A 25,316-nucleotide genomic window follows, 5' to 3' on the forward strand; every position below is an offset into this window, starting at 1 on the left:
CTATGGCGCGGTGTCCTCCACGAGGACCCGCGCCATGGTGCGTTCGGCGAGGGCGGTGATGGTGACGAAGGGGTTCACCCCGATCGAGCCGGGCACCAGCGAGCCGTCGGTGACGTACATCCCCGGGTAGCCCTTGACCCGGCCGTAGCCGTCGGTGGCCTTGCCCAGCACGCAGCCGCCCAGCGGGTGGTAGGTGAAGTCGTCGGCGAAGACCCGGTTGCCGCTGCCGAACAGGTCGTAGCGGTAGATCGTGGCGTTCGCCGCGTTGATCCGGTCGAACAGCTTCTTCGCCATGCCCGCCGACACCGAGCTCTGCGAGGCGCTCCAGCCCAGCCTGAAGGAGCCGTCCGCGCAGGAGAACGACGCCCGCTCCCGGTTCCTGGTGATCGCCAGGTAGAGGCTCACCCAGTGCTCCAGGCCCATGGGCAGCGGGGCGATCTCGGCGAAGACCGGGTTGGCGGTGTTCGCCCAGTCGTCGATGCCCATGACCGGCATCGTGGACTGGTCCTCTCCTACGGTGTCCCACAGATGGTTGGCCCGGCCCAGCATGACGTTGCCGTTGGGGCCCCAGCCGGCGCCGACGCTCGCGTCGAGATCGGGGAGGGCGCCGGACTCCCTTGCCCTGAGGAGGAGTTCGGTGGTGCCGAGGCTGCCGCCGGCCAGGAAGAGGTGGCTGCAGGCGTACTCCTTCCTCTCCACGACCGCGCCGGTGGGGTCGATGCGTTCGGCGGTCACGACGTACGTCCCGTCCGGCGCGCGGCTCACCGCGGTGGCCCGCTCCAGCGTGTGCACGGTGACGTTGCCGGTGCCGAGCGCGGCGGCCAGGTAGGTCTTGTCCAGGCTGCGTTTGCCGTGGTTGTTGCCGTAGATGACCTCGCCGGCCAGGGCGGACTTCGGGGCGGTGCCGGCCGCCTCGCGGCGCATGTGCTCGAAGTCGTAGACGCTGGGCACGAAGGTGGTTCTGAGGCCGGCGTTGGCGGCGTGCTTGCGGGAGATCCGGGTGAAGCGGTACCACGGCGTGGACTCGAACCAGGCCGGGTCGATCGTGTTGACGCCCAGCATGGAGCGGGCGCGCGGGAAGTAGGTGCCGTACATCTCGTCGGCGTCGACCGCCGGGAACTGCTCGGTGAAGTACGCCCGGGGCGGGGTGACCGCCATGCCGCCGTTGACCAGGGAGCCGCCGCCGACGCCTCTGCCGACGTAGACGGACATGTGGTCGAAGCGGACGCGATCCAGGGGGCCTGGATAGCGCGTGATGTCCTTGTTGACGACGTCCAGCCAGAGGAAGGTGGCGAGGGGGGCCTCGGTGCGGGTGCGGAACCACATGCTGCGTTCGTCGGGGGCGGCTGTGGAGCAGAAGACCTTGCCGTCCTTGCCCGGGGTGTTCCAGAGGCGGCCCATTTCCAGGACGAGTGTGCGGATGCCGGCCTGTCCCAGGCGGAGGGCCGCTACTGCGCCGCCGTAGCCTGAACCGACCACGAGGGCGGGGGCGTTGTCGGCGGCCGGGGCCTCTTGTGCCCGGGCCGCCTGAAGACCGATGCGGGTGAATCCGAGGGCCGCGGCCGTTTGCAGCGCGGCCATGCCTAGGATCTGACGTCTCGTCAGGTGTGGGGTCATGCTGCGCAGCATGCGCCGACTTTTCTGTTCCGCCTAGACGGTCCGCGCCATCCGATGTGCCTGGTGTTCGTAGTTGGCGGCCGACCGTCCGTTGTGGCTTGTCGCGCGGTTCCCCGCGCCCCTGGCGGCACTGCCCTAAAGCAGCGTTTTCAGGTTCTCCGCCAACAGATCCCAGCGCCACTTCTCCTCGACCCACTCCCTGCCCCGCTCGCCCATCCTGCGGCGCAGTTCGGGGTCTTTGAGGAGGGTGATGATGCGCTCGGCGGCGTCCTGCGGGGAGCCGCCCCGGACCACCCAGCCGGTTTCGCCGTCGAGGACGGCGTCGGGGGCTCCGCCGGAGTCGCCTGCCACCACAGGAAGGCCGGTCGCGGAGGCCTCCAGGTAGACGATGCCGAGGCCCTCGACGTCGAGGCCGCCCCGCCGGGTGCGGCAGGGCATGGCGAAGACGTCGCCGGCGCCGTAGTGGGCGGGGAGCTCGGACCAGGGGACGGGGCCGGTGAAGCGGACGGAGTCGCCGAGGCCGGCCTCGGCCGCCATCCGGCGCAGGTCCTTCTCGTAGGGGCCGCCGCCGACGATCAGCAGGACGGTGTCCGGCTCGGCGGCGAGGATGCGGGGCATGGCCTGGATGAGGGTGTCCTGGCCCTTGCGGCGGACCAGGCGGGACACGCAGACGACCACCGGGCGGTCGGTCAGGCCGAGGCGGGCCCGGACCTCGTCGCCGCCGGAGGCGGGATGGAAGGTCTTCTCGTCGACGCCGGGCGGGAGCTGGACCATCCGGGAGGCGGCGTCCGCGCTGAGCGCGGTGGCGATGCGCGAGCGCGTGTACTCGCCGAGGTAGGTGATCGTGTCGGTGGCCTCGCCGATACGGCCGAGCAGTTGGCGGGCGGCGGGCAGCTGGGCCCAGCCGGCCTCGTGGCCGTGGGTGGTGGCCACCAGCCGCTCGGCGCCGGCCTTCCGCAGCGCGGGCGCCATCAGGCCGAGCGGGGCCGCCGCCCCGAACCACACCGAGGTGCAGCCGTGCTCGCGCAGCAGGCGCACCGCCGTACGCGTGGCGCCCGGGGTCGGCAGGAGCATCGTCGTGCGGTCGCGTACGACGGTGAAGGGCTGCTCGGCGTCGAAGGCGGCGGTCGCCTCGATGCCCTCCCGGCTCCGCTTCCAGGTGGAGGCGTAGACGACAAGGCGCTCGGGGTCGAGCCGCAGCGCCATGTTGTGCAGGAACGCCTGGATGCCGCCCGGCCTCGGCGGGAAGTCGTTGGTCACGATCAGGGTCTTGCGCATCGCCGCCGACCTTACCCAACGTAGACTCGCGGGTCGGCACGGCCGTGCTGCACAACGGGCGCACAGGCCGTCGCGAGACCATGGCCCCTTCAGGACGGGCAGCGGACGAATCGGGGCACGGGTGGACAACACGAACGACAGGCGCGCCGTTTTCGGGCTGCTCGCCGTGTGGGGCGTGACGCGCCTGGCGCTGCTGCTGTTCGTCTTCAAGGTGTTCGTCTTCCCCGGCCCCGACGTCACCAGCGACGTGTCGTTCATCTACCACGGCTGGTACGAGGTCCTGCGCGAGGGAACGTTCCCGCGCGAGGACGTCACCTGGCAGTACCCGCCCGCCGCCGCGCTGGCGATCCTGTCCCCGGCCGTGCTGCCGTTCCTGGACTACGCGCAGGCCTTCTTCGTGCTGTGCTTCCTCGCCGACTTCGCCGTCCTGGCGCTGCTGCTGTTCGTCGGGCAGCGCCCGGGGCGTACGCTGCGCGGCGCCTGGGTGTGGGTGGTGGGCGTGCCGCTGCTCGGGCCGACGGTGTACGCCCGCTACGACCTGATGGTGACGGCGGTCGCGGTGGCCGCGCTGCTCGCGGGGGCCCGGCGGCCGCGGCTGATGGGGGCTCTCGCCGGGCTCGGGGCGATGCTGAAGGTATGGCCGGCGCTGCTGCTGGTCGGCTGTGTGCGGCGGCGGGCGTGGGGGGCGGCCGTGGCGACGGTGGCCGGGCTCGCGGCGCTGTTCACGCTGGCGATGCCGGGCGCGTTCGCGTTCCTGACGTTCCAGCGCGACCGGGGCACCGAGGTGGAGTCGCTGGGCTCGCTGGTCTTCCATGTGGCCCGGCACCACGGCTGGGAGGGCCGGGTGCTGCTGAACTACGGCTCGGTGGAATTCCTCGGCCCGTACGTCGACGTGGTGAGCACGGCCGCGCTGGCGCTGACCGGCATGGCGTTCGGCTGGCTCCTGCTGTGGCGGCTGGCCGCGGTGCGCTTCACCACGACCACGCTCGCCGACGCCGCGTTCGCGGCGGTGCTGCTGTTCACCGCCACCAGCCGGGTGATCAGCCCGCAGTACATGGTGTGGCTGGTCGGTCTCGCCGCGGTGTGCCTGGGCTACCGGGAGAGCCGGATGCGGCTGCCGGGCCTGCTGGTGATCGCGGCATCGCTGGTGACGGTGCTGGAGTTCCCGGTCTGGTTCGGGCACGTCGTCGCCAGCGACACCCTCGGGGTGACGCTGCTGGTCCTGCGCAACGGCATGCTGGTGACGGCCGCCGCCCTCGCGGGCCGTGAGCTGTGGCGGGCCACCACCGCCCACCGCGCCCCCGCACCGCTGCCCGGCCAGACCGCTCCGGCGGAGGAGACGCCGGTCTCTTCCTGAGGCCTCAGGCGCCCTGCCGATGCACACCCCGGGCGCCCTCCTGAGGCCGCAGACGCCTGCCGACGCACGCCACGGGCGCCTTCCTGAGGCCACAGACGCCTGCCGACGCACACCTCGGGCGCCTTCCTGAGGCCGCAGGCGCCTGCCGACGCACGCCACGGGCGCCTCTTTGACGCCTCAGGCCGCCTTGATCAGCGACACCGCGGCCTCCGCCCGGCGCCCGGCCCGCCGGAACAGCGCCGCGGCCACCGCGCCCTGCAGCCCCATCGACAGCGCCATCGCCATGCAGATCCCCGGCAGCCCGAGCCCCGACAGGCCGTACGCCAGGGGCAGTTGTACGGCCGTGCCGAGCACCGTCACCCGCAGCAGCGTGCCCGCTCCCCCGCTGCCCTCGAAGACCCCGCCGAGCGCGATGAACCCGGCCATGAGCAGCAGGTAGGGGCCGATGCAGCGCAGGAACAGCACGCCCTCGTGGGCGATCGCGCCCTCGGCGCCGAACGCGGCCATGATCCATGGGGCGGCGAGGGCCAGCCCGGCCGCGGCCACCGCGCCCACCGCCGAGGAGAGCAGCACCGCCTGCCGCCCGATGGCCCGGCGCTCCTCGCGCCCGGCGCCGAGGGTGTGCGCGGTGTGGATGGCAGCGGCCTGGCGCACCGAGTAGAAGGCCATGGTCGCCACGTACAGGGTCTTGTAGGCGATGGCGTACGCGGCCACCGCCGTCACCCCGATCCGCGCCACGATCGCGACCAGCACGAGCGTGCCGCCCTGGCGGAGGGTGAAGTCGGCAGCTATCGGCAGCCCGGTGGTCAGCGTGCGGCGGACCAGGGCGCCTGAGCGCACCCCGGCCGTGCTCCGCAGCAGCGCGTTGCGCCGCAGGGCCATCAGCCCCACACCGAGCGCCAGGCAGCGGCACAGCACCGTGGAGGCGGCGGCGCCCTGGACGCCGTAGAGGTGGATGAGGAACGGGTCGCAGATAAGGATCAGGCCGTTGACGAGCAGGGCGAGCCGCATCGGGGTCCTGGTGTCGCCGGTTCCCTTGAGGATGCCGTCGACCAGTTGCTGCGCGAAGAACACGGCGACGCCCGGGATCGAGATCGCGAAGTAGCCGACGGCGAGCGGCAGGGCCGCACCTCCGCCGAGCACCAGGCGGGCCAGCGGCTCGCGCAGCAGGAAACCGCCGGTCACCACGACCGGGGTGATCAGCCCGAACACCGCCCAGCCGCCGCGCACGGCAGCCCGCACCGCGGCGGGGTCACGCGCGCCCCGGGCGTGGGCGACCAGCACGGTCGTGCCGGAGCCGAAGAGCAGGGCGACGCCGAGCAGCACGTTCTCGGCGTTGGTCGCCACCGCCACGGCGGCCACGGCGGGACCGCCGAGGCGGGCGACCCAGACGGTGTTGATGATCCCGGCGGCCACGGAGGCCAGGAGCGAGAAGTAGACGGGGTGGGCGAGCGAGACGAGTTGTCTGCGGTGGGCGTTCATGAAGCATCCCCCTCTTGTCGAGCTACCTCTTATCGAGCTACATCGAAACGAGGTAACTCGATAAGAGGTAGCATGACGGCGCGGCGAACCACAAGGAGGAAACGTGCTGGAGCTGTCGATCCTCGGCTTCCTCGCCGAGGAACCCCTGCACGGCTACGAGCTCAAGGAGCGCATCAAAGCCCTCAGCGGCCATGTCCGCCCCGTCAGCGACGGCGCGCTGTACCCGGCGATCACCCGCCTGGTCACCGCGGGCAAGCTGGACCAGCACACCGAGGACGGCGCGGGCGCGGCCCCCCGCCGGGTGCTGTCCCTGACCGACAAGGGCCGTGCGGACCTGCTGGAGCGGCTGCGGCACCCGAAGCAGACCGAGATCACCGACCAGGTGCGCTTCAACACCCTGCTCGCCTTCCTGCGCCATCTGCCCGACCGGCACGAACAGGCCGCGGTGCTGCGCCGCAGGCTGGACTTCCTCGACGCCCCGACGAGCTTCTTCTACGAGGACGGCTCACCCGTGCGCGCCGAGCAGGCCGACGACCTGTTCCGCCAGGGCATGCTGCGGGTGGCCCGGGCGACGGGGAAGGCCGAGCGGGAGTGGCTGACGGAGGCCATCGAGCTGCTCGGTCAGCCGAGCTGAGCCCGCAGGTACTCCCGCCACCGCCCGGTGAAGTCCTCCAGGCTCGTCCCCAGCACCCGCTCCAGCGCGTCCTCCACCGCCCCGGCCCGCTGCCGATGCTCCCCCACCGCGCGGTAGAACGCGCCGAGCCGGTCCTCGCCCCACTGCTCGGCGATCATCCGGCAGGCCAGCCAGCCGCCCTCGTACGCCCGGGCCAGCGCGGCCGAGTCGCCGTCGAAGCCGAAGTCGCCGTCGGCCGGCAGCGCCCCCGGCAGCCGGCCCTCGGTCACGGCCTGGGCCAGCTCCGGGGCGGCCTCGGCCGGGGTGCGGCCGGTGCCGCGGTAGCCGATCCAGTCGGCGAAGCCCTCGGACAGCCACAGCGGGGTCGCGGGGCCCGTGTGGGCGCGGGTGGCGACATGCGTGGTCTCGTGGGTGAGCACGACCTGCTTGCCCACCGGGCCGAGCACGCCGTACGCGTCGGGGTTGACGATGACCCGGTCCGCGGGCGCCCGCCCCGACCCGCCGACCTCACCGGTGGTCACCGCCGCGATGCCCCGGTAGGCGGAGGCCGGGGAGCCGAGCAGCCCCGCCATGCCGTCCAGGGACTCCGGCACCAGCACCACCACGCGCCGGCTCCACTCCCCGCCCCAGGCGTCGGTCACGGCCGGTACGGCGTGGTCGGCGAGGCCCGCGAAGTCCCGCAGCGACTCCCGCGAGCGCCCGACGCCCAGCACGATGCTGTGCCGGCCGCGCACCACGTCCACCCGGCCCTGGTCCCACAGCTGCTGCGCGGCCTTCTCGGCGGGCCGGTCGGACACCACCCGCCAGTGCCCGTCCGCGTCGCGCGCCAGACGCAGGGTGCGGCCGGCGCTGACCGGGGCGGCGTCGTAGCCGGTGAGGCGGTAGCGCAGCTCGGCGTCGGCGGTCGCCGTGTCCCCGTCCCGGCGCAGGCCCGTCAGCTCGTACGACCAGTCGGCCAGCGGCACGGCCCGCAGCCGCTCGTACGCCGCCGCGCCGCCGGTGTCCCGGTAGGCGGCGGCGTCGTGGTCCACGAGCGCCTCGGCGCGGCGGTCGAGCAGGTGCTGCACCGCGGTGCGGGCGCTGTCCTCGGCGGTCGGCCGGGCGCAGCCGGACGGGGAGACGAGCAGCACACAGAGCGCCGCGACCACCGCGCCCCGTACCCGCCCTCGACCAGCCACCTTTCCGATCGTAAGGCCGTCCGGCCGGATCAGACCCGGGTCACCGAGGCGATGGGCATCATCCCGACAGGGTCGTAGCGCACCGGGGCGCCCGGATAGGGGGCGTGGATGACCTGCCCGTCGCCGACGTACATGCCGACATGGCTGGCGTCGGAGCGGTAGACGACCAGGTCACCGGGCTGGGCCTCGGACAGCGGCACCTGGCGCCCGGCGTAGCGCTGGTCGCCCGAGGTGCGCGGGATGGCGACACCGGCCTGGGCGTACGACCACTGCATCAGGCCGGAACAGTCGAAGCCGCCGGGCCCGTTGGCGCCCCACACGTACGGCCGGCCCAGCGCGGAGCGGGCGGCGGCCACGGCGGCTGCGGCGCGTCCCGAGGCCGGGGCGGCCTCGGAGAGGCCGGGCAGGTCCGCGCGGCCGGAGCGGGAGGCACGGCCGTAGGCGTCGCGCTCGGCGTCCGGCAGGGAGTTGAGCAGTTGCCGGGCCCGGGCGAGCTTGCGCTCGACCGTGCGCTTGTGGGAGGCGACCGCCCTGCGGCTCTTCTCCAGCTCCACGAGCTTGCCGGCCGCCTCCGCGCGCTCCTGGGCGAGTTCGCGCATGGCGTCCTGGAGGTCGTCGAGCTGTCCGGCCTGGCGGGCACTGATCCGGTCCAGGGTGGCGGCCTTGTCGAGGTAGTCGCGCGGGTCCTCGGAGAACAGCAGGGCGACGGTGGGGTCGAGGCCGCCGGAGCGGTACTGGGCGCCGGCCAGTGAACCGAGCGCCTCCCGCATGGAGTTGATGCGCTCCTGCTGGCGGGCGATCTCGTCCTGCGCCTGCCCCACCTGCTCGCGCAGCGCGTCCGCGCGCTCGTCGGCCTGGTTGAAGGCCTCGGTGGCCTTCTCCGCCTCGGTGTAGAGGCGGTCCACCTCGGCCCGGGTGTCGTCGTGCGGCGCGGCCACCGCGGACGTGGCGGCCGGTACGGCACCGAGGGCCGCGGCGGACAGGGCGCACAGGGCGGTGATCCCGCGGTCGAACCCGGACGGCGCAAGGCGGCGATGAGAGCCCACGTCGGCACGCGCTCCTTCCACTGGCGGCTGGAAACGCGGCAGACAGTAACCCCGGGACGGGCCACCGGCCAAAGACCTCCGCGGGCACGCACGGTGACGCCCCGTCGCCGACGCAGGTCAGCGGCGGGGCGTGGAGTCACAACGCGCCTCGATGATTCGCCCGTTCGGGCGGTGCGGTGTCCTGATCTTGAAGGCGTCAGCCTTACGGGTCAGATGCGGACGCCGAACTGGAACGGCATGTTGCCGATCGACTCGTAGCGCACGACGGTGCCGGTGCGCGGGGCGTGCAGCACCTGGCCGTTGCCCGCATAGAAGCCGACGTGGTGCTGGTCGCCGTAGAAGATGACCAGGTCGCCGACCTTGAGGTCGGACTGGCTGTAGATGCGCGTGCCGGCGCTGGCCTGGGCCTGCGAGGTGCGCGGTATGGAGACGCCGGCCTGGGCGAACGCCCAGGAGGTCAGGCCCGAGCAGTCGAAGGAGGACGGGCCGGAGGCGCCGTAGACGTACGGCGAGCCGATCTTGCTCTGGGCGGCCTGGAAGGCGGCCATCGCGCGGCCGGAGGCCGGGGCGGTGCTGCCGAGGTCGACGCGCTCCTCGGAGGAGCGGTTGGCGCGCTCCTGCTCGGCGGCGAGCGCGGCCTTCTCGGCCGCGGTGAGGGAGTTGAGCAGCTTCTGCGCCTCGGCGAGCTTGCCCTGGACCTCTTCCTTCTTCTTGCCCAGCTCCTCGCGGGTGGCGGCGAGGTCCTTGAGCTTCTCGGTGGCCTCGGCGCGCTGCTGGGCGAGTTCGCGCTGCTTGTCCTGGATGTCCTCGAGCGCCTCGACCTGCTGGCCGCTCAACTGGTCGAGCGTGGAGGCCTTGTCGAGGTAGTCGTCCGGGTCCGCGGAGAGGAACAGCTGCAGGGAGGGGTCGATGCCGCCGCTGCGGTACTGGGCGCTGGCCATCGAACCCAGGCCGTCGCGCAGCTCGTTGAGCTCCTCCTGGCCGCGCGCGACGTTGTCCTGGACGGTGGAGATCTCCTTCTGCAGCTTCTGCTGCTTCTCCTTGGCCCCGTTGTACTTCTCGGTGGCCTGCTCCGCCTGCTCGTAGAGCTTGTCGACCTTGGCCTTGACCTCGTCCTTGCTCGGCTTCTCGCTGGGCGCGGCATTGGCGGCCTGCGCGCTGATCGCGACGGCGGCGGCGGCTGCGGTGGTCAGCACGGTCACGCGTGCGCGACTGGGCTGCTTGGGTCGACGGTGGGACGCCACGGGGGTGGACTCCTTCTTGTGAGTGATCACCCGATCGGAGGTTCGAGCGCTAAACCTAGTGACCTTGCTGTGATCAGTTCAAATCCTGAGCCCAAAAAATCCGCTCACGGAGCGCATTCTTTGCCCGCAACTCACATGGGGTGATGCGCGCTTGACGCTACGTTGCGTGAAGACCCGGCCAATTCGGGCAATGGGCCTGTACGTTGCCGATGGGGCGTACGTTGCCCATGGGGCAAACGGCTCAGCCCCTCGAGAACCGCTTCAACAGCACCGCCGACGCCACCGGGCGCGCCCCCGCGCGGGCCACTCCGTCGGCCACCTCACGGTCGGTGGAGGCCACGATGACCGGCCGGCCCGGCGGCTCGGCGCGCACCAGTTGACGGATCAGCTCGTCCGCGGTGATGCCCGGCTTGGAGAACAGCACCCGCACCCCGCGCGGCGGCGCGAGCAGCACCGGCGCGACCAGTTCCGCGCCGTCGAAGACACAGGTGACCTCGGCGCCGGTCTGCGCGGCGAGTTGCGAGAGCTGCCCGAGGAGCCTGAGGCGCTGCTTCTCCAGCGGCATCTGCGGATAGCCGGTCTTGGTGACGTTGTAGCCGTCGACCACCAGATGCGCCTGCGGCAGCGCCAGCAACTGGTCCAGGATCGCCGGGTCGTCCTCGCTCAGCGCCCGCGCGGCGATGTCCTTCGGCGTCATCCGCCCCGGCTCGACCGCGTCCACGGTCTCCGCGGGCCGCACCGACACCGGCGGCAGGGCGAGTTCACGCCGCAGCCCCTGCGCCGCGTCGAGCACGGTGTCCAGCAGCAGCCGTACCCGCATGTCCTCGACGCTGCGCCCCTCACGGGCCGCCTTGCGGCTTGCCTCCAGGGCGGCCTCGGTCTCCCCCAGACGCGCCTTGAGCCGCCGCGCCTCACTCTCCGCGGCGGACACCTGCGCATGACTCTCGGCCCGTACGGTGTCCATCTCGGCGTGCGTCTTGCGCAGCGCGGCCTCGCCGCGCTTGACGTCGCTGAGCGCCGCGCGGAGCTTGCGGTGAAGCGATTCGGCTTCCTTGCGGGCCGACTCCAGCTCGGTGCGCAGCCGCTCGGTCTCCGCGCGGGTGTGCTCACGGGCGGCGGCCAGTTCGGCGCGCAGCCGCTCCAGTTCGGCCCGGCTCTCCTCGTCCGCGCGCTCGGCGTCGGCGCGCAGGGCCTCCTCGCCCGCGGCCGTCACCAGCTTCACCCAGCCGGTGGGGCGCAGCACATAGGCCGCTGCCGCCACGTCCAGCGGGTCCGCGGCCGGCGGCGGCGACCCCGCGTCCAGCGCGCCGGTCAGCTCGGGCTGGGCCTCGCGGAGCTTCTCGCCGATCCGCTGCCGGAACAGCGGGTCGGTCTCCAGCGCGGAGGCCATCGCGTTGCCCGCGAACTTGGCCCTGCGGTTCGGAGCGAACCGGGCGTACTGTCTGAGCTGGGCGGGCAGTTCGGCGACGGTCAGCCCGCCGAAGCCGTCCGAGACGATCTGCACGACCCGGCGGCGCACGCCGTCGGGCAGCGGACGGTCGAGCACCTCAGCGGCGCCGTCGCCCGGCCCCCCGCCTGCGGTCTCCACCATCCGTCACACCCCAATGCCTGTGCGGGGCCCGCTCCCCTCAGGAGCCGGCACCCGGCCTGTCCACGAGTTCCACCTGGTCCACCGCGTTGCACCAGCGGCAGCGCACCGACTCGATGGTCTCACTGACCACCTCGCGCTCCTCCACGCTCGGCTCTCCGGCGAGGTCGAGGTGGACGTACTCGACGACCTTCGACGAGCGGGTCACATCGAAGCGGGTGAGATTGCCGCACAGGGTGCAGCGCCACCGGGTCGTGGCGGTCGGCAGGGGAACCGTCATCGTGACTGTTCGCTTCCTTCTAGTCTCCGTGATGCACCGGCTTACCGGCGCGTGTGGCTCGTAACCCTACGGCCTGCCGACGACACCATGCCCGTCTGTCCACGGCGGCGAGGCGATCTGTGTGTATGCGTCCGGTTACGCCATGCTCTGGGGTCATGGTCAGCAACTGGAGCGCGGTGGCCGGGCGGGCGGCCCAGGCGATGCGGCGGCCGACGGCGCCGATGACATACGCACTGATCGGCCTGTGCTGCCTGATCTTCCTGATCGGCCCGGCGGCGGGCCTGAACCCGGCCTACGGCTCCGGGGAGGAGCTCTTCGCCGCCCAGCGGGCCTACTTCCGGCGCTGGGGGGTGATCCCCGCCGAGCTGTTCGAGGGCGCGGCGGGCTCCGCGCTGACCCCGGCGACGGCGCTGTTCGTGCACGGCAGCTGGGTGCATCTGCTCGGCAACATGCTGTTCCTCTACGTCTTCGGCATGATGACCGAGGAACGCATGGGGCGGATCGAGTTCACCCTCTTCTATCTCGGCTGCGGCTATCTCGCCCTGCTGGGCTACGCGGCCGCCAACGCCGACTCCGACCAGTCGCTGGTGGGGGCCTCCGGGGCGATCTCCGCCGTGCTGGGCGCGTTCCTGGCCCTGTTCCCCAGGGCCAGGGTGACCAGCCTGCTGCCGTTCCTGTTCTTCCTGCCGCTGCGGTTCCCCGCGTGGGTCGTGCTCCCCTTCTGGGCGGCCCTGCAGTGGCTCGCCGCGGGACGCGCCCCGGACGGGCCCGGGGTGGCGTATCTGGCCCACCTGGTGGGCTTCGGGCTGGGCTTCTGCTACGCGTGGGCCCGGTACGGCCGTACGACTAGAGTGAAGGCCAGCCCGTCGACGCCGGCCCGTGAGGGAGAGAACCAACCGTGATCACCGCGATCGTCCTCATCAAGACCAGCGTGGACCGCATTCCCGAGATCGCCGAGCAGATCGCTTCGCTGGAGACGGTGAGCGAGGTCTTCTCCGTCACGGGGACGTACGACCTGATCGCCATGGTCCGGGTGCGGGAGCACGAGGACCTGGCGGATGTCATCCCTGGGCGGATCAGCAAGATTCCTGGGGTCGAGGCGACGGACACGCATGTGGCGTTCCGGACGTACTCGCAGCATGACCTCGAGGCGGCTTTTGCGATCGGGCTGGATTCCTGACGCCTACCGACTCGGGGGTGCGGGCTTTTGCGCGTCTGCGGGTTGTCGTGGGTTGCTCGCGCAGTTCCCCGCGCCCCTAGCGCACTGGTACGCAGCGACCCTCCTCCGTGCGGTACGTCCACTTGGCCCCCTTCGTCACCAGCTCCTTGACGGCGGTGACGAACCTGTCCACGTGCTCGTCGGGCGTGCCCGCTCCGAAGCTCACTCGGATGGCGTTGAGGGACTTCTCGCCCGGGGCGGCCTCGGGGGCGCCGCATTCGCCCTGGGTCTGGGGGTCGGTGCCGAGGAGGGTGCGGACGAGGGGGTGGGCGCAGAAGAGGCCGTCGCGGACGCCGATGCCGTACTCGGCGGAGAGGGCGGCGGCGAAGTGGGAGCTGTTCCAGCCCTCGACCACGAAGGAGATCACGCCGACCCGCGGGGCGTCGTCGCCGAAGAGGGAGAGGATCTTCACCTCGGGGACCTCGGCGAGGCCCTCGCGGACCTTGGCGATCAAATGCTCCTCGCGGGCGACCAGGATGTCCCAGCCCGCCTCGGTGAGGGCCTTGCAGGCGGAGGCGATGGAGTAGACGCCGATGACGTTCGGGGAGCCGGCCTCGTGACGGGCCGCGCTCTCGTGCCACTCGACGGCGACGCCGCCGTCCTCGCGGCGGGTGACCTTGCGGCTGGCGCCGCCGCCCGCGAGGTAGGGCTCGGCCTCGCGCAGCCAGTCGGCGCGGCCGGCGAGGACGCCGGAGCCGAAGGGGGCGTACAGCTTGTGGCCGGAGAAGGCGACCCAGTCGACGTCGAGGTCACGGACGGAGACCGGGTGGTGCGGGGCCAGCTGGGCGGCGTCCAGGACGATCCGGGCGCCATGGGCGTGCGCGGCGGCGGCCAGCTCACGGACCGGCCACAGCTCACCGGTGACGTTCGAGGCGCCGGTCACGCACACCAGGGCCGGTCCGTACGGGTCGCGGTCGGCGAGGGCGCGCTCCAGGGTCTGAACGGCCTGGCGCGGGGTGCGCGGGGCGTCGAGGTAGGTGACCCGGGCGTCCTGCCAGGGCAGCAGTGAGGCGTGGTGCTCGGTCTCGAAGACGAAGACCTCGCAGTCGGCGGGCAGGGCTCGGGCCAGCAGGTTCAGGGAGTCGGTGGTGGAGCGGGTGAAGACCACCTGGTCGTCGGCGCGGCAGTCCAGGAACTCGGCGACCGTCACGCGGGCGTTCTCGAACAGGTCGGTGGACAGCTGGGAGAGGTAGCCGGCGCCGCGGTGGACGCTGCCGTAGTACGGGGCGTACGCGGCCACGTCGTCCCAGACCCGCTGGAGGGCGGGGGCGCTGGCCGCGTAGTCGAGGGCCGCGTAGGTGACCTCGCCGCCGGTGACGAGCGGGACGGTGACATCCCGGCCCAGAACGGACAGAGGGGCACAAACGGACTGGTCGGCGGCAGCGGTGGAGACGGACATGGCGGAACTCCCGTGAGAGAGGCCCCGTAAGAGGTACGGGGAGGAAGGAAAAGGGGTGTGCGGAGGCGGGGCTCGGCGGCCCTAACGCATTCGCTTGCTCACGGGAGACTCCCTCGAACGACCCAGGACCCCTGGTTTCGCGAGGGGTCCGCGCTTGCCGCAGGCCTTGCTGCCGTGCGGCCTGGTCTTCACCCGGGGCACCCCGCCACGGACGGAGGGTTGCCGGACAGTCGGCCGGGGCCTCATGACTGTCACTCATGACCTGGTACAGGAACGTACGCGAAAAGATCGTCGCCCCGCAACCCGTGTCCGGATCGCGGGACGACAGTCGTCGTACGGTCAGGCGTCGCGGTCAGGCGTTGCTGACCGCCACCCAGCGGTCGAGCGTCCGCCTGGCCGCGCCCGAGTCGATCGACTCCGCGGCCTTCGCCATGCCGGCCCGGAGCTGCTCGGCCAGCGGGGCGCCGGTGGGCTCCAGGGCGACCAGCGCGGCCGCCGAGTTCAGCAGGACGGCGTCACGGACCGGGCCGGTCTCGCCGTCGAGCAGACGGCGGGCGACCTCGGCGTTGTAGGAGGCGTCGGCGCCGCGCAGGGCCTCGACCGGGACCAGGTCCAGGCCGACCTCACGCGGGTCGAAGGACTCCTCGGTGACCTGGCCGTCGCGGACCACCCAGACGCGGGAGGTGGCCGTGGTGGTGAGCTCGTCCAGGCCGTCGTCGCCGCGGAACACCAGCGAGGAGTTGCCGCGCTCGGCGAGGACGCCCGCGACGATCGGCGCCATGCGCGCGTGCGCGACACCGACGGCCTGGGCTCTCACCTTGGCCGGGTTGGTCAGCGGGCCGAGGAAGTTGAAGGTGGTGCGGATGCCCAACTGGCCGCGGGCGGCCGCCACATGACGCAGCGCCGGGTGGAACTTCACCGCGAAGCAGAAGGTGATGCCGGCCTCCTCGGCGACCTCGGCCACCCGCGCGGGGGTCAGCTCCAGGTTGACGCCGAGCTTCTCCAGCACGTCGGAGGCGCCCGAGGCGGAGGACGCGGCGCGGTTGCCGTGCTTGACGACCTTCGCGCCGGTGCCGGCCACCACGATGGAGGACATGGTGGAGATGTTCACCGTCTTGGCGCCGTCGCCGCCGGTGCCGACGATGTCGACCGTGTCGCCGGGCACCTCGATGACATTGGCGTGCTCGTACATCGCACGCACCAGGCCCGTGATCTCCTCGACGGTCTCGCCCTTGGCGCGCAGCGCCACCGCGAAGCCGGCGATCTGCGCGTCGGTGGCCTCGCCGCGCATGATCCGGTCCATCGCCCACGCGGTCGCCTCCGCGCTCAGGTCGTACCCGTCCAGCAGGGCGTTCAGCACCTCGGGCCAGGAACGGCCCGCCGCGGTGTCGCCTCCAGCGGGGGTCACAGCGCTCATCAGCCGCTCCTAGTGAGTACGAGAAAAATACGGTGTCCGGGTCGTGAAGACTCCTGCACCCACCCTATCCAGCCGACGGCACGGCGAAGGGCCCCCGTCCGAACACCGGACGGGGGCCCTTCACTGTGTGGCGAGCGCAGCGATCAGTGGTGGCCGTGGCCGCTCGTGATCTCCTTGTACTCCTCGACAGTCGGCTTCGGGATCTGGGAGTCCTCGCCGTAGTACGCGTTGCTCAGCTTCGCGCGCAGCTTCTCGGAGCCCTTCACCTTGCGCTCGACGCCGTTCTCGTCGACCGTGGGGCCGATCTCCGCCGGCTTGTACTGCTCGTGCGCGGTGAGCGTGTGCAGCGCCTCCTGGCTGAGCGGCTCGTGCACCTCGATGAACTCACCGTGCGGCAGGCGCTTGATCGTGCCGGTCTCGCGACCGTGCAGGACCTTGTCCTTGTCACGGCGCTGCAGGCCGAGGCAGATCCGCTTGGTGAGGATGAACGCGATGACCGGTCCGGCGAAGAAGCCGATCCGGACGAACCACGTGACCGCGTTGATCGACAGGTGGAAGTGGGTGGCCCAGAGGTCGTTTCCACCGCCGACCAGCGTGATCATGTACAGCGTGATCCAGGCGACGCCGAACGCGGTGCGCGTCGGGGCGTTGCGCGGACGGTCCAGGATGTGGTGCTCGCGCTTGTCGCCGGTGATCCAGGACTCGATGAACGGGTAGACCGCGAGCGCGATCAGCACCACACCGAACAGGACCAGCGGGATGAACACGCCCAGGACCAGCGTGTGGCCCCAGAGGTTGATCTCCCAGCCCGGGAAGAAGCGGATGAGACCCTCGGCGAAGCCCATGTACCAGTCGGGCTGGGCGCCGGTGGACACCTGGTCCGGACGGTAGGGGCCCATCGCCCAGATCGGGTTGATCTGCGCGATCGCCGCGATGGCCGCGATGACACCGAAGACCAGGAAGAAGAAGCCTCCGGCCTTGGCCATGTAGACCGGCAGCAGCGGCATGCCGACGACGTTCTTGTTCGTCTTGCCGGGACCCGCGAACTGCGTGTGCTTGTGGTAGAAGACCAGGATCAGGTGGCCGACCACCAGACCGAGCATGATGCCCGGCAGCAGCAGGATGTGGATCGAGTAGAAGCGGGCCACGAAGTCGGTGCCCGGGAACTCGCCGCCGAACAGGAACATCGAGATGTACGTGCCCACGATCGGCGTCGACAGGATCGCGCCCTGCGTGAAGCGGACACCGGTGCCGGAGAGCAGGTCGTCCGGGAGCGAGTAGCCGGTGAAACCGGTGAACATGCCCAGGACGAACAGCAGGAAGCCGAACAGCCAGTTGATCTCACGCGGCTTGCGGAACGCGCCCGTGAAGAACACGCGCATCATGTGCACGAACATGCCGGCGAGGAAGATCAGCGCGGCCCAGTGGTGGATCTGCCGGATGAGCAGACCGCCACGGACGTCGAAGCTGATGTCCAGCGTGGAGGAGAACGCCTCCGACATGAGCTGGCCCTGCAGCGGCACGTAACTGCCGTGGTACTCCACCTCGTTCATCGACGGGTGGAAGAACAGCGTCAGGTACACACCCGTGAGGATGATGATGATGAAGCTGTAGAGGCAGATCTCACCCAGCATGAACGACCAGTGGTCGGGGAAGATCTTGCGCATGTTGGCCTTGGCCAGGGAGTAGATCCCGAGCCGGCCGTCGGCCCAGTCGGCGATCCGCTCGCCGGCCGGTGCCTTCCCGCGTGCGCGGGAGTCGGTGGTCTGGTTGGTGCTCATCCGCGCTCCCAGAAGGCAGGGCCGACGGGCTCGTCGAAGTCGCTGAGCGCCTCGAGGTAGCCCTCGTCGTTCACGCCGATGCGCAGCTGCGGCAGGGCGTGACCGGCGGGACCGAAGATCACCCGGGCACCGTCGGACAGGTCGAAGGTGGACTGGTGGCAGGGACACAGCACGTGGTGCGTCTGCTGCTCGTACAGCGAGATCGGGCAGCCCACGTGGGTGCAGATCTTGGAGAACGCCACGATGCCTTCGTGCGACCAGTCGAGCTCGCGCTTGTCCTTGATGTCCTCCGGCTGGAGCCGGACGATCATCAGGGCCGCCTTGGCGATCTCGTTCTGGAAGTCGTGGTCGTGCTCCTCCAGGCCCTCGGGCTTGGCGAAGGTCAGCGAACCCACGGCCACGTCGGAGGGACGCAGCGGCTCGTTGGTGTTCATGTTGACGAGCAGCTTGCCCTTGCGCCACAGGGTGTGACGCAGCTTGTCCTCGGGCAGCGGGCCGAGGTCGCGCAGCAGCACGACACCGGACAGCGGCACCAGGGTGAGCGCACCGAACATGGTGTTGCGGATCAGCTTGCGCCGGCCGATCGCCGACTCCTTGGCGCCTTGGCGGAAGTCCTCGTGGACCTTCGCGCGGACCTCTTCGGACGCCGCGATCGGGTGACGGTCGTCGGCGACCTCCACGTCGGACATCAGGGTGCGGGCCCAGTGGACCGCGCCCGCGCCGATGCAGAACAGGGCCGTGCCGAGGGTCAGACCCAGCGCGAAGTTCAGCGCGTTGAGGTGACCGATCGGGAAGACGAAGACGGCCTTGTCGTGCGGGATCGCCACGTACGAGGCGATGAAGCCGACGGTGGCCAGCATCGACACCGTGAACAGCAGGGCGACCGCGCGCTCGGACCGCTTGGCGGCCCGCTCGTCGATGTCCTGGATCCGGTGCTCGTGGGGCGGCAGGCCCGGGTCCGCGAACGGGTTCTTCTCGTCCGCGACGCTCACCGCGCCGTGCGCGGTGCCCTGCTCAGCGGGCAGGTTCTCTTCTGGAATGTCTTGGCTACTCATGACTTCTTGGCCTTTGCGGTCCGAGCGGCGACCCAGACGGCGACCGCGATCATCGCGCCGAGGCCGAAGACCCAGGAGAAGAGGCCTTCGGTGACCGGCCCGAGGCCGCCCAGCTCGAGACCACCGGGGTTCTCGGTGTCGTCGCCGTTGACCGCGTCGAGGTACGCGATGATGTCCTTCTTGTTCTGCTCCGACAGCGTGGTGTCGGGGAACGAGGGCATGTTCTGCGGGCCGGTCTGCATGGCCTCGTAGAGGTGCTTGGGGTCGACGCCCTCGAGCGTCGGAGCGTACTTGCCCTTGGTGAGCGCGCCACCCTTGCCGGTGAAGTTGTGGCACTGCGCGCAGTTGGTGCGGAAGAGCTCGCCGCCCTTGGCGATGTCCGCGCCCTCCGGGCCGTACTGCTCGTCGGTCGGGACCGACGGGCCGGCGCCCAGCGAGGCGATGTACGCCGCGAGCTGGTCGATCTGGGCCTGCGAGTAGATGTTCTTCTTCCGCGGCACCTGGGCGCCCTGGGAGGTCGCCGCCGGCATACGGCCGGTGCCGACCTGGAAGTCGACGGCCGCGGCGCCCACGCCGACCAGGCTCGGACCGTCGGAGGTGCCCTGACCGCCGGTGCCGTGGCAGCTGGCGCAGCCTACGGCGTAGAGCTTCTTGCCCTCGTCGATGGTGAGGGACTGGGCTGTTTCATCGGCCTGCGCCTTGTCCGCGGGCGCGAACACGGCGTACAGCCCCCCAGTGGCCGCCAGCGCGAGGAGTAGGACGACGACCGCCGCCAGCGGATGGCGTCGTCGTGCGGAGAGCTTTTTCACGGATTACCCCGGTGTCAGGATCTTCTGCGTCGATGCTTCTGGATGTGCGCTTCGGGAACGCGCGGTGGATCGGGTCCCGCTACTTGATCATGTAGATCGTGGCGAAGAGGCCGATCCAGACGACATCGACGAAGTGCCAGTAGTAGGACACGACGATGGCGGCGGTCGCCTGCTCGTGGGTGAACCTGCGGGCCGCGTACGTACGCCCGAGGACCAGCAGGAAGGCGATGAGACCGCCCGTCACGTGCAGGCCGTGGAAGCCGGTCGTCAGGTAGAAGACCGAGCCGTACGGGTCCGAGGACAGGGAGAGCCCGTCCTTCTTCACCAGCTCGGTGTACTCGAAGACCTGGCCACCGATGAAGATCGCACCCATCACGAAGGTGACGATGAACCACATCCGGAGCTTCTTCACGTCACCGCGCTCGGCGGCGAACACGCCGAGCTGGCAGGTGAGGGAGGAGAGCACCAGGATCGTGGTGTTCGTCGCCGAGAACGGGAAGTTCAAGGCCTCGGCCTTTTCCGCCCAGAACTCGGGACCGGTCACCGATCGCAGGGTGAAGTACATCGCGAAGAGGGCCGCGAAGAACATCAGCTCGGAACTCAGCCAGATGATGGTTCCGACGCTGGTGAGGTTCGGTCGATTGACCGACGGGTGCGCGTGCCCGGTTTCTACTGTCGTTGCTGTCGCCACGACCGACATTATGTCGGTCGCTTATCCCGCCCTCACTCCGGGGGGTGCCGTTCGGAGTGTTGCTGCCCGCCGAACCGGTGTTGACGTGGTGTTCAGGGGGAGGACGACAGGAGTAGCATCCGGCCCAACGGCCCCGCCCGTCCTGCCCGTACGACGCTGACGTCTCGGAGGAACAATGCAGCCGACCGCCACGGTGCTGGTCTACAGCGACGACTCCAACACCCGGGAGCAGGTGCGGCTCGCCACGGGCCGACGACCGGCTCCGGACGTTCCCGCGGTGGAGTTCGTGGAGTGCGCGACGCCTGCGGCGGTGCTGCGCGAGCTGGACCGCGGGGGCATCGACGTGTGTGTGTTCGACGGTGAGGCCGTGCCCATGGGGGGCATGGGGATGTGCCGGCAGATCAAGGACGAGGTGTTCGGCTGCCCGCCCGTGCTGCTGCTGATCGGGCGGCCGCAGGATGCGTGGCTGGCGACGTGGAGCCGGGCCGACGCGGCTGTGACGCATCCTGTGGACCCCGTGGAGTTCGCCTCCGCTCTGGCCTCTCTGCTGCGGCAGAAGCGGCTTCAGGGCGTCTGACCTCCTCACACGCTCTGCGGCCTCAGTCTCGCCACCTCTTCCGGGACTGAGACCGCGGACGTGCCGTTGCCGAGCAGGGCGCTGCCCTTGCGCCACTTCTCCCAGGGCATGTTCCAGTCGCCGAAGCCGTTTCCGAAGGCCTCCATCGTGTGGCCGCCGGAGTTGACGACCCGGACGACGTCGCCCTCGCGGACGTGCTCGAAGAACCACTCGGCGTTGCCGGTGCTCATGCCCGTGCAGCCGTGGCTGACGTTGGCGTAGCCCTGGGAGCCGACGGACCAGGGGGCGGCGTGGACGTACTCGCCGCTCCAGGTTACGCGGGTGGCGTAGTAGACGGGCAGGTCGTAGGACTCGGCGGAACCCTCGGCGATGCCGATGCTGGTGCCGCGCATACGTACGTAGTACTCCTTGCCCAGCACGACCTTGACGCCGTTGCGGGTCTCGAAGCCCGGCTTGCCCGTGGTGACCGGCATGGAGTTGATCTCCTTGCCGTTCTTGTACACGGTCATCTGGTGCGAGGCCGCGTCGGTGACGGCGATGACGCTGTCGCCGATGGTGAGGGTGACGGGCTTGGCGCTGCCGCCCCAGAGGCGGTCGCTGATCTTGATGCCCTCCAGGTTGCTGCGCACCCGGACCGTGGCGTGGGTGGGCCAGTACTCCTTGGGCCGGTAGTGCAGTTCCTTGTCGTCGACCCAGTGCCAGGCGCCCTCGACGTGCGGGGTGGACTCGACCTTCAGGGCGCGTTCGACGATGGCGCGCTGGGCCTTGTCCTTGACCGGCATGCCGAGTTCGGCGGTGACGGGCTGGCCCACGCCGTACGTGCCGGTCTTGGGGCCGAAGGTGACGTCCAGGCGCTTCTTGGTGCTGGGTTTGCCGGTGTCGAAGGTGACGACCTTGCGGCCGGGGGCGCCGTCCTCGTCCTCGGTGCTCACCCGGACCGTGTAGCGGGCGTCCGCGGCCAGCGGTGAGGTGCTGTGCCACCGGGTGCCGTCGGCGGAGAGTTCGCCCGCCACATGGCGTCCTGTGGCGTCCACGGCGGTGACGTCGGTGATGCGGCCGTCGGAGTCCTCGGCCGTGATCTCGAGGGGCTTGTCCGGATCGGCCTTCTTCCCGTCGCCCCCGGGGGCGTTGAAGGAGACCTGGTCCGCGGCGTCGTACGGCGCCGCGGACAGCGGGTTGCCGTCGGCGCCGCAGGCCGCGAGGCCCGGGCCGAGGCTCATGACCAGCAGGGTGCAGCCGGCGACGATGCGCGGTGAGGTGCTCATGACCTCAACGTAGGAAGCTTCGTCAACGGCGGCGCGCCGGGTGACACGGACGAGGTACCGGAAGTAGGCGAAACGGAGGAACCCGGACTCTCCTGACGGAGTGTCCGGGTTCCGGAGCGCTCAGCTCGTGTTACTGCGCGCGGTGCTCGCCGCGCAGGTCACTGGGTGCGGTTCTCACCGCGGTAGTACTCGAAGACCCAGCCCCAGATGCCGATCAGGATGATCGGGGCGGCGAAGTACAGCAGCCACCAGCCCACGGCCACGCCGAGGAACGCGATGGCACCGCCGACCGCCAGCGCCAGCGGCTGCCAGCTGTGCGGGCTGAAGAAGCCCAGCTCACCGGCGTCGTCCGCGACGTCGGCCTCCTGGTTGTCCTGAGCACCGGTGTCGACCCGCTTGGCCGTGAAGCCGAGGTAGAAGCCGACCATGATGCACAGGCCGAAGGCCAGGAAGAGCGCGGTCGTACCGGCCGGCTCCTTCGACCACACGCCGTAGAACACGGCCATGGCGAGGATGAAGACGCTCAGCCACATGAACATCTTGCCCTGGATCTTCACTTGCCGGCCTCCTTGCCGCCCGCCAGCGCGGCGGCTTCCTGGCCACCGTGGCCCAGCTGCTCCAGCGCGGCGATCTCAGGGTGGTGCAGGTCGAACGCCGGGGATTCGCTGCGGATCCGCGGCAGGGTGAGGAAGTTGTGCCGCGGCGGCGGGCAGGACGTCGCCCACTCCAGGGAGCGGCCGTAACCCCACGGGTCGTCGACCTCGATCTTCTTGCCGTACTTGGCCGTCTTCCAGATGTTGTAGAAGAACGGAAGGATCGAGGCGCCGAGCACGAACGAGCTGATCGTCGAGATCGTGTTCAGGGCGGTGAAGCCGTCGGCCGCCAGGTAGTCGGCGTAACGACGCGGCATGCCCTCGGCGCCCAGCCAGTGCTGGACCAGGAAGGTGCCGTGGAAGCCGACGAACAGCGTCCAGAACGTCATCTTGCCCAGGCGCTCGTCGAGCATCTTGCCCGTGAACTTCGGCCACCAGAAGTGGAAGCCGGAGAACATCGCGAAGACGACGGTGCCGAACACCACGTAGTGGAAGTGCGCCACCACGAAGTACGAGTCCGAGATGTGGAAGTCCATCGGCGGCGAGGCCAGGATGACGCCGGTCAGACCACCGAAGGTGAAGGTGATCAGGAAGCCGGTCGCCCAGAGCATCGGCGTCTCGAAGGACAGCGAGCCCTTCCACATCGTTCCGATCCAGTTGAAGAACTTCACGCCGGTCGGGACGGCGATGAGGAACGTCATGAAGGAGAAGAACGGCAGGAGCACGCCACCGGTGACGTACATGTGGTGGGCCCACACGGTCACGGACAGACCCGCGATGGCGATGGTCGCCGCGATCAGACCCTGGTAGCCGAACATCGGCTTGCGGGAGAAGACCGGGATGACCTCACTGATGATGCCGAAGAACGGCAGGGCGATGATGTACACCTCTGGGTGTCCGAAGAACCAGAAGAGGTGCTGCCACAGCAGGGCTCCGCCGTTGGCCGCGTCGAAGACATGGGCGCCGAACTTGCGGTCGGCCTCCAGCGCGAACAGGGCCGCGGCCAGGACCGGGAAGGCCAGCAGGACCAGGACACCGGTCAGCAGGACGTTCCAGGTGAAGATCGGCATACGGAACATCGTCATGCCAGGGGCGCGCATGCAGATGATCGTGGTGATGAAGTTGACCGAGCCGAGGATGGTGCCGAAGCCGGAGAAGGCCAGACCCATGATCCACATGTCGGCGCCGATGCCGGGGCTGCGGACCGCGTCCGACAGCGGGGCGTAGGCGAACCAGCCGAAGTCGGCCGCACCCTGCGGGGTGAGGAAGCCGGCGACGGCGACGAGCGAGCCGAACAGGTACAGCCAGTAGGCGAACATGTTCAGTCGCGGGAAGGCGACGTCGGGGGCACCGATCTGGAGCGGCATGATCCAGTTCGCGAAGCCGGCGAACAGCGGCGTCGCGAACATCAGCAGCATGATCGTGCCGTGCATCGTGAACGCCTGGTTGAACTGCTCGTTCGACATCATCTGCAGGCCCGGACGGGCCAGCTCGGCGCGCATGAGCAGAGCCATGACGCCACCGATGCAGAAGAACACGAACGACGTGGCCAGGTAGAGCGTTCCGATCGTCTTGTGGTCAGTGGTCGTCATCCACTTGACCACGACGTTGCCGGGCTGCTTGCGCCGGACCGGCAGCTCGTCCTCGTAGTACGAGTCTTCGGCTGCCCCGGCACCCTGAGGTTCGTTGAGGATGCTCACAGGTTGTTCGTCTCCCGGTTCTTCTCATGGGCGGTCTGCTCGATGCCCGCGGGAACGTAACCGGTCTGCCCCTTCTTGGCGAGGTCCTTCAGGTGCTGCTCGTAGCGCTCCGGGGAGACGACCTTCACGTTGAACAGCATCCGGGAGTGGTCGACGCCGCACAGCTCGGCGCACTTGCCCAGGAAGGTGCCCTCCTGGTTGGGGGTCACCTGGAAGGCGTTGGTGTGGCCCGGGATGACGTCCTGCTTCATCAGGAACGGCACCACCCAGAAGGAGTGGATGACGTCGCGCGAGGTCAGGACGAAGCGGACCGTCTTGCCCTTGGGCAGCCACAGGGTCGGGCCCGGGTTGCCGGTCTGCGGGTTGCGCTCACCGGGCGTGCCGCAGGTGTAGACACCGCCGGCGTTCGCCGGGAAAGCGTCCCTGTAGCGGTCCGGGATCGCGTTCAGTTCCTCGGCCTTCTTGGCGTCGCCCGTGGAACCTTCGACGTTCTCGATGTAGTTGAAGCACCAGCTCCACTGGAAGCCGACCACATTGACCGTGACGTCGGGCTTCTTCGACATGTCGAGGAGCTTCGACTCGTCGCGGGCCGTGAAGTAGAACAGGACCGAGACGATGATGATCGGGACCACCGTGTACAGGGCCTCGATGGGCACGTTGTACCGGGTCTGCGGAGGTACCTCGATCTTGGTGCGGCTGCGCCGGTGGAAGATGGCACTCCAGAGGATCAGGCCCCACACCAGCACGCCGACGGCGAGCGCGGCAGCCCAGGAGCCCTGCCACAGGGAGAGGATCCGCGGAGCCTCTTCTGTGGTGGGGGTGGGCATGCCAAGGCGGGGGAAGTCCTTCCATGTGCAACCGGTGGCGGTCGCCAGGACCAGGCCCGCGGTCATTGCCTGCAGCAGCTTCCGCCGCATCGGGCGCCGCGGCGAGCGGTCGGAGCCGTTGGGACTCACGTAGCGCCTTCCCGAGAGTCTCGCCCGCGCGTATTGGCTGCGGCCTTCTCGCTGGTCGGTCGCCGCCCTGCGTCGGGCAGGGGTTTGGATGTTTATGCGGACCAAACCCTAGCCGACGCCCTCCGGGGGTTCGCGGGGAGGGGGGCCTAG

General features: G+C 70.2%; 23 protein-coding genes and 1 riboswitch. Of the genes, 5 read left to right on the top strand and 18 right to left on the bottom strand.

Translation table 11 applies throughout. The features are described from left to right. Together ACIQ6Y_RS08445 and ACIQ6Y_RS08450 are read right to left on the bottom strand one after the other, a co-directional pair. Entirely contained in the window at positions 1 to 1,581 is a 1,581-nt protein-coding gene (locus ACIQ6Y_RS08445) for a GMC oxidoreductase (RefSeq protein ID WP_404034489.1), read from the bottom strand. 171 nt (positions 1,582 to 1,752) lie between these two features. After that, positions 1,753 to 2,895 (bottom strand): glycosyltransferase family 4 protein, encoded by a 1,143-nt coding sequence (locus ACIQ6Y_RS08450; RefSeq protein ID WP_404034491.1) that lies wholly within the window; start codon positions 2,893 to 2,895, stop codon positions 1,753 to 1,755. Positions 2,896 to 3,016: 121 nt separating this feature from the next. Here ACIQ6Y_RS08450 and ACIQ6Y_RS08455 point away from each other — a divergent pair, with 121 nt between their 5' ends. Beyond that, positions 3,017 to 4,252, top strand: coding sequence for a glycosyltransferase 87 family protein (locus ACIQ6Y_RS08455; RefSeq protein WP_404034493.1), 1,236 nt, complete (start codon positions 3,017 to 3,019; stop codon positions 4,250 to 4,252). A 177-nt stretch (positions 4,253 to 4,429) separates the two neighbouring features. Here the strand turns inward: ACIQ6Y_RS08455 and ACIQ6Y_RS08460 are convergent, their stop codons facing one another. Continuing rightward, complete coding sequence (locus ACIQ6Y_RS08460) at positions 4,430 to 5,734, bottom strand: MATE family efflux transporter (RefSeq protein WP_404034495.1); 1,305 nt, start codon at positions 5,732 to 5,734, stop codon at positions 4,430 to 4,432. Between the two features lie 103 nt (positions 5,735 to 5,837). Here ACIQ6Y_RS08460 and ACIQ6Y_RS08465 point away from each other — a divergent pair, with 103 nt between their 5' ends. Then, entirely contained in the window at positions 5,838 to 6,368 is a 531-nt protein-coding gene (locus ACIQ6Y_RS08465) for a PadR family transcriptional regulator (RefSeq protein WP_404034497.1), read from the top strand. Here the strand turns inward: ACIQ6Y_RS08465 and ACIQ6Y_RS08470 are convergent. From ACIQ6Y_RS08470 to ACIQ6Y_RS08490, 5 genes are all read right to left on the bottom strand, one after another. After that, positions 6,356 to 7,546 (bottom strand): hypothetical protein, encoded by a 1,191-nt coding sequence (locus tag ACIQ6Y_RS08470; RefSeq protein ID WP_404034499.1) that lies wholly within the window; start codon positions 7,544 to 7,546, stop codon positions 6,356 to 6,358. The two genes, ACIQ6Y_RS08465 and ACIQ6Y_RS08470, sit on opposite strands and share 13 nt — an antisense overlap. A 29-nt stretch (positions 7,547 to 7,575) precedes the next feature. Then, on the bottom strand, positions 7,576 to 8,592 hold the full coding sequence (locus ACIQ6Y_RS08475; protein WP_404034501.1) for an NlpC/P60 family protein: 1,017 nt from the start codon (positions 8,590 to 8,592) through the stop codon (positions 7,576 to 7,578). A gap of 209 nt (positions 8,593 to 8,801) precedes the next feature. After that, the gene (locus ACIQ6Y_RS08480) at positions 8,802 to 9,836 is read right to left on the bottom strand and encodes an NlpC/P60 family protein (protein ID WP_404034503.1); all 1,035 of its coding nucleotides are present in this window, start codon (positions 9,834 to 9,836) and stop codon (positions 8,802 to 8,804) included. A 241-nt stretch (positions 9,837 to 10,077) separates the two neighbouring features. Further along, positions 10,078 to 11,427: an NYN domain-containing protein gene (locus tag ACIQ6Y_RS08485; RefSeq protein ID WP_404034505.1), complete on the bottom strand. Its 1,350-nt coding sequence runs from the start codon at positions 11,425 to 11,427 to the stop codon at positions 10,078 to 10,080. 37 nt (positions 11,428 to 11,464) lie between these two features. Then, positions 11,465 to 11,704: a hypothetical protein gene (locus ACIQ6Y_RS08490; RefSeq protein WP_352348351.1), complete on the bottom strand. Its 240-nt coding sequence runs from the start codon at positions 11,702 to 11,704 to the stop codon at positions 11,465 to 11,467. A 155-nt stretch (positions 11,705 to 11,859) separates the two neighbouring features. On the opposite strand from ACIQ6Y_RS08490, the gene ACIQ6Y_RS08495 reads away from it, so the two are divergent. Continuing rightward, entirely contained in the window at positions 11,860 to 12,606 is a 747-nt protein-coding gene (locus tag ACIQ6Y_RS08495) for a rhomboid family intramembrane serine protease (RefSeq protein WP_404034507.1), read from the top strand. Continuing rightward, a complete protein-coding gene (locus tag ACIQ6Y_RS08500) occupies positions 12,603 to 12,884 on the top strand; it encodes an Lrp/AsnC family transcriptional regulator (RefSeq protein WP_404034509.1) in 282 nt (93 codons plus the stop codon). The genes ACIQ6Y_RS08495 and ACIQ6Y_RS08500 overlap by 4 nt, the downstream gene beginning before the upstream one ends. A 76-nt stretch (positions 12,885 to 12,960) precedes the next feature. Here the strand turns inward: ACIQ6Y_RS08500 and ACIQ6Y_RS08505 are convergent, their stop codons facing one another. From ACIQ6Y_RS08505 to ACIQ6Y_RS08530, 6 genes are all read right to left on the bottom strand, one after another. Continuing rightward, positions 12,961 to 14,322 carry an aminotransferase class V-fold PLP-dependent enzyme gene (locus ACIQ6Y_RS08505; RefSeq protein WP_404034511.1) on the bottom strand — a complete coding sequence of 454 codons (1,362 nt, stop codon included), beginning with the start codon at positions 14,320 to 14,322 and terminating at the stop codon, positions 12,961 to 12,963. A 145-nt stretch (positions 14,323 to 14,467) separates the two neighbouring features. Then, positions 14,468 to 14,585: riboswitch (SAM riboswitch) on the bottom strand. Between the two features lie 89 nt (positions 14,586 to 14,674). Further along, on the bottom strand, positions 14,675 to 15,739 hold the full coding sequence (gene trpD / locus ACIQ6Y_RS08510) for an anthranilate phosphoribosyltransferase (RefSeq protein WP_404034513.1): 1,065 nt from the start codon (positions 15,737 to 15,739) through the stop codon (positions 14,675 to 14,677). Between the two features lie 143 nt (positions 15,740 to 15,882). After that, positions 15,883 to 17,520 carry a cytochrome bc complex cytochrome b subunit gene (locus ACIQ6Y_RS08515; RefSeq protein ID WP_404034515.1) on the bottom strand — a complete coding sequence of 546 codons (1,638 nt, stop codon included), beginning with the start codon at positions 17,518 to 17,520 and terminating at the stop codon, positions 15,883 to 15,885. Further along, the gene (locus ACIQ6Y_RS08520; RefSeq protein ID WP_404034517.1) at positions 17,517 to 18,575 is read right to left on the bottom strand and encodes a Rieske 2Fe-2S domain-containing protein; all 1,059 of its coding nucleotides are present in this window, start codon (positions 18,573 to 18,575) and stop codon (positions 17,517 to 17,519) included. Before ACIQ6Y_RS08520 ends, ACIQ6Y_RS08515 begins: the two co-directional genes overlap by 4 nt. Further along, positions 18,572 to 19,384 carry a c-type cytochrome gene (locus tag ACIQ6Y_RS08525; protein ID WP_404034519.1) on the bottom strand — a complete coding sequence of 271 codons (813 nt, stop codon included), beginning with the start codon at positions 19,382 to 19,384 and terminating at the stop codon, positions 18,572 to 18,574. The genes ACIQ6Y_RS08520 and ACIQ6Y_RS08525 overlap by 4 nt, the downstream gene beginning before the upstream one ends. Positions 19,385 to 19,463: 79 nt before the next feature. Then, entirely contained in the window at positions 19,464 to 20,084 is a 621-nt protein-coding gene (locus ACIQ6Y_RS08530) for a heme-copper oxidase subunit III (RefSeq protein WP_399640282.1), read from the bottom strand. 166 nt (positions 20,085 to 20,250) lie between these two features. On the opposite strand from ACIQ6Y_RS08530, the gene ACIQ6Y_RS08535 reads away from it, so the two are divergent. Next, positions 20,251 to 20,652: a hypothetical protein gene (locus ACIQ6Y_RS08535; protein ID WP_404034521.1), complete on the top strand. Its 402-nt coding sequence runs from the start codon at positions 20,251 to 20,253 to the stop codon at positions 20,650 to 20,652. A gap of 5 nt (positions 20,653 to 20,657) precedes the next feature. On the opposite strand, the gene ACIQ6Y_RS08540 is transcribed toward ACIQ6Y_RS08535, so the two are convergent. From ACIQ6Y_RS08540 to coxB, 4 genes are all read right to left on the bottom strand, one after another. Further along, complete coding sequence (locus ACIQ6Y_RS08540) at positions 20,658 to 21,917, bottom strand: Ig-like domain-containing protein (protein ID WP_404034523.1); 1,260 nt, start codon at positions 21,915 to 21,917, stop codon at positions 20,658 to 20,660. Between the two features lie 158 nt (positions 21,918 to 22,075). Further along, positions 22,076 to 22,474 (bottom strand): cytochrome c oxidase subunit 4, encoded by a 399-nt coding sequence (locus ACIQ6Y_RS08545; RefSeq protein ID WP_404034525.1) that lies wholly within the window; start codon positions 22,472 to 22,474, stop codon positions 22,076 to 22,078. After that, positions 22,471 to 24,210: a cytochrome c oxidase subunit I gene (gene ctaD / locus ACIQ6Y_RS08550; protein WP_404034527.1), complete on the bottom strand. Its 1,740-nt coding sequence runs from the start codon at positions 24,208 to 24,210 to the stop codon at positions 22,471 to 22,473. The genes ACIQ6Y_RS08545 and ctaD overlap by 4 nt, the downstream gene beginning before the upstream one ends. After that, the gene (gene coxB / locus ACIQ6Y_RS08555) at positions 24,207 to 25,166 is read right to left on the bottom strand and encodes a cytochrome c oxidase subunit II (protein ID WP_404034529.1); all 960 of its coding nucleotides are present in this window, start codon (positions 25,164 to 25,166) and stop codon (positions 24,207 to 24,209) included. Before coxB ends, ctaD begins: the two co-directional genes overlap by 4 nt. Positions 25,167 to 25,316: the final 150 nt, after the last annotated feature.

It is taken from the genome of Streptomyces sp. NPDC096205, from assembly GCF_044763135.1.
Lineage (GTDB): Bacteria > Actinomycetota > Actinomycetes > Streptomycetales > Streptomycetaceae > Streptomyces.

Coding starts and splice junctions, on each gene's coding strand:
- ACIQ6Y_RS08450 (WP_404034491.1), bottom strand. CDS start 2,895: ATGCGCAAGACCCTGATCGTGACCAACGACTTCCCGCCGAGGCCGGGC.
- ACIQ6Y_RS08495 (WP_404034507.1), top strand. CDS start 11,860: ATGGTCAGCAACTGGAGCGCGGTGGCCGGGCGGGCGGCCCAGGCGATG.
- ACIQ6Y_RS08490 (WP_352348351.1), bottom strand. CDS start 11,704: ATGACGGTTCCCCTGCCGACCGCCACGACCCGGTGGCGCTGCACCCTG.
- ACIQ6Y_RS08505 (WP_404034511.1), bottom strand. CDS start 14,322: ATGTCCGTCTCCACCGCTGCCGCCGACCAGTCCGTTTGTGCCCCTCTG.
- ACIQ6Y_RS08445 (WP_404034489.1), bottom strand. CDS start 1,581: ATGGCCGCGCTGCAAACGGCCGCGGCCCTCGGATTCACCCGCATCGGT.
- ACIQ6Y_RS08515 (WP_404034515.1), bottom strand. CDS start 17,520: ATGAGCACCAACCAGACCACCGACTCCCGCGCACGCGGGAAGGCACCG.
- trpD (WP_404034513.1), bottom strand. CDS start 15,739: ATGAGCGCTGTGACCCCCGCTGGAGGCGACACCGCGGCGGGCCGTTCC.
- ACIQ6Y_RS08485 (WP_404034505.1), bottom strand. CDS start 11,427: ATGGTGGAGACCGCAGGCGGGGGGCCGGGCGACGGCGCCGCTGAGGTG.
- ACIQ6Y_RS08535 (WP_404034521.1), top strand. CDS start 20,251: ATGCAGCCGACCGCCACGGTGCTGGTCTACAGCGACGACTCCAACACC.
- ACIQ6Y_RS08540 (WP_404034523.1), bottom strand. CDS start 21,917: ATGAGCACCTCACCGCGCATCGTCGCCGGCTGCACCCTGCTGGTCATG.
- ACIQ6Y_RS08520 (WP_404034517.1), bottom strand. CDS start 18,575: ATGAGTAGCCAAGACATTCCAGAAGAGAACCTGCCCGCTGAGCAGGGC.
- ACIQ6Y_RS08530 (WP_399640282.1), bottom strand. CDS start 20,084: ATGTCGGTCGTGGCGACAGCAACGACAGTAGAAACCGGGCACGCGCAC.
- ACIQ6Y_RS08460 (WP_404034495.1), bottom strand. CDS start 5,734: ATGAACGCCCACCGCAGACAACTCGTCTCGCTCGCCCACCCCGTCTAC.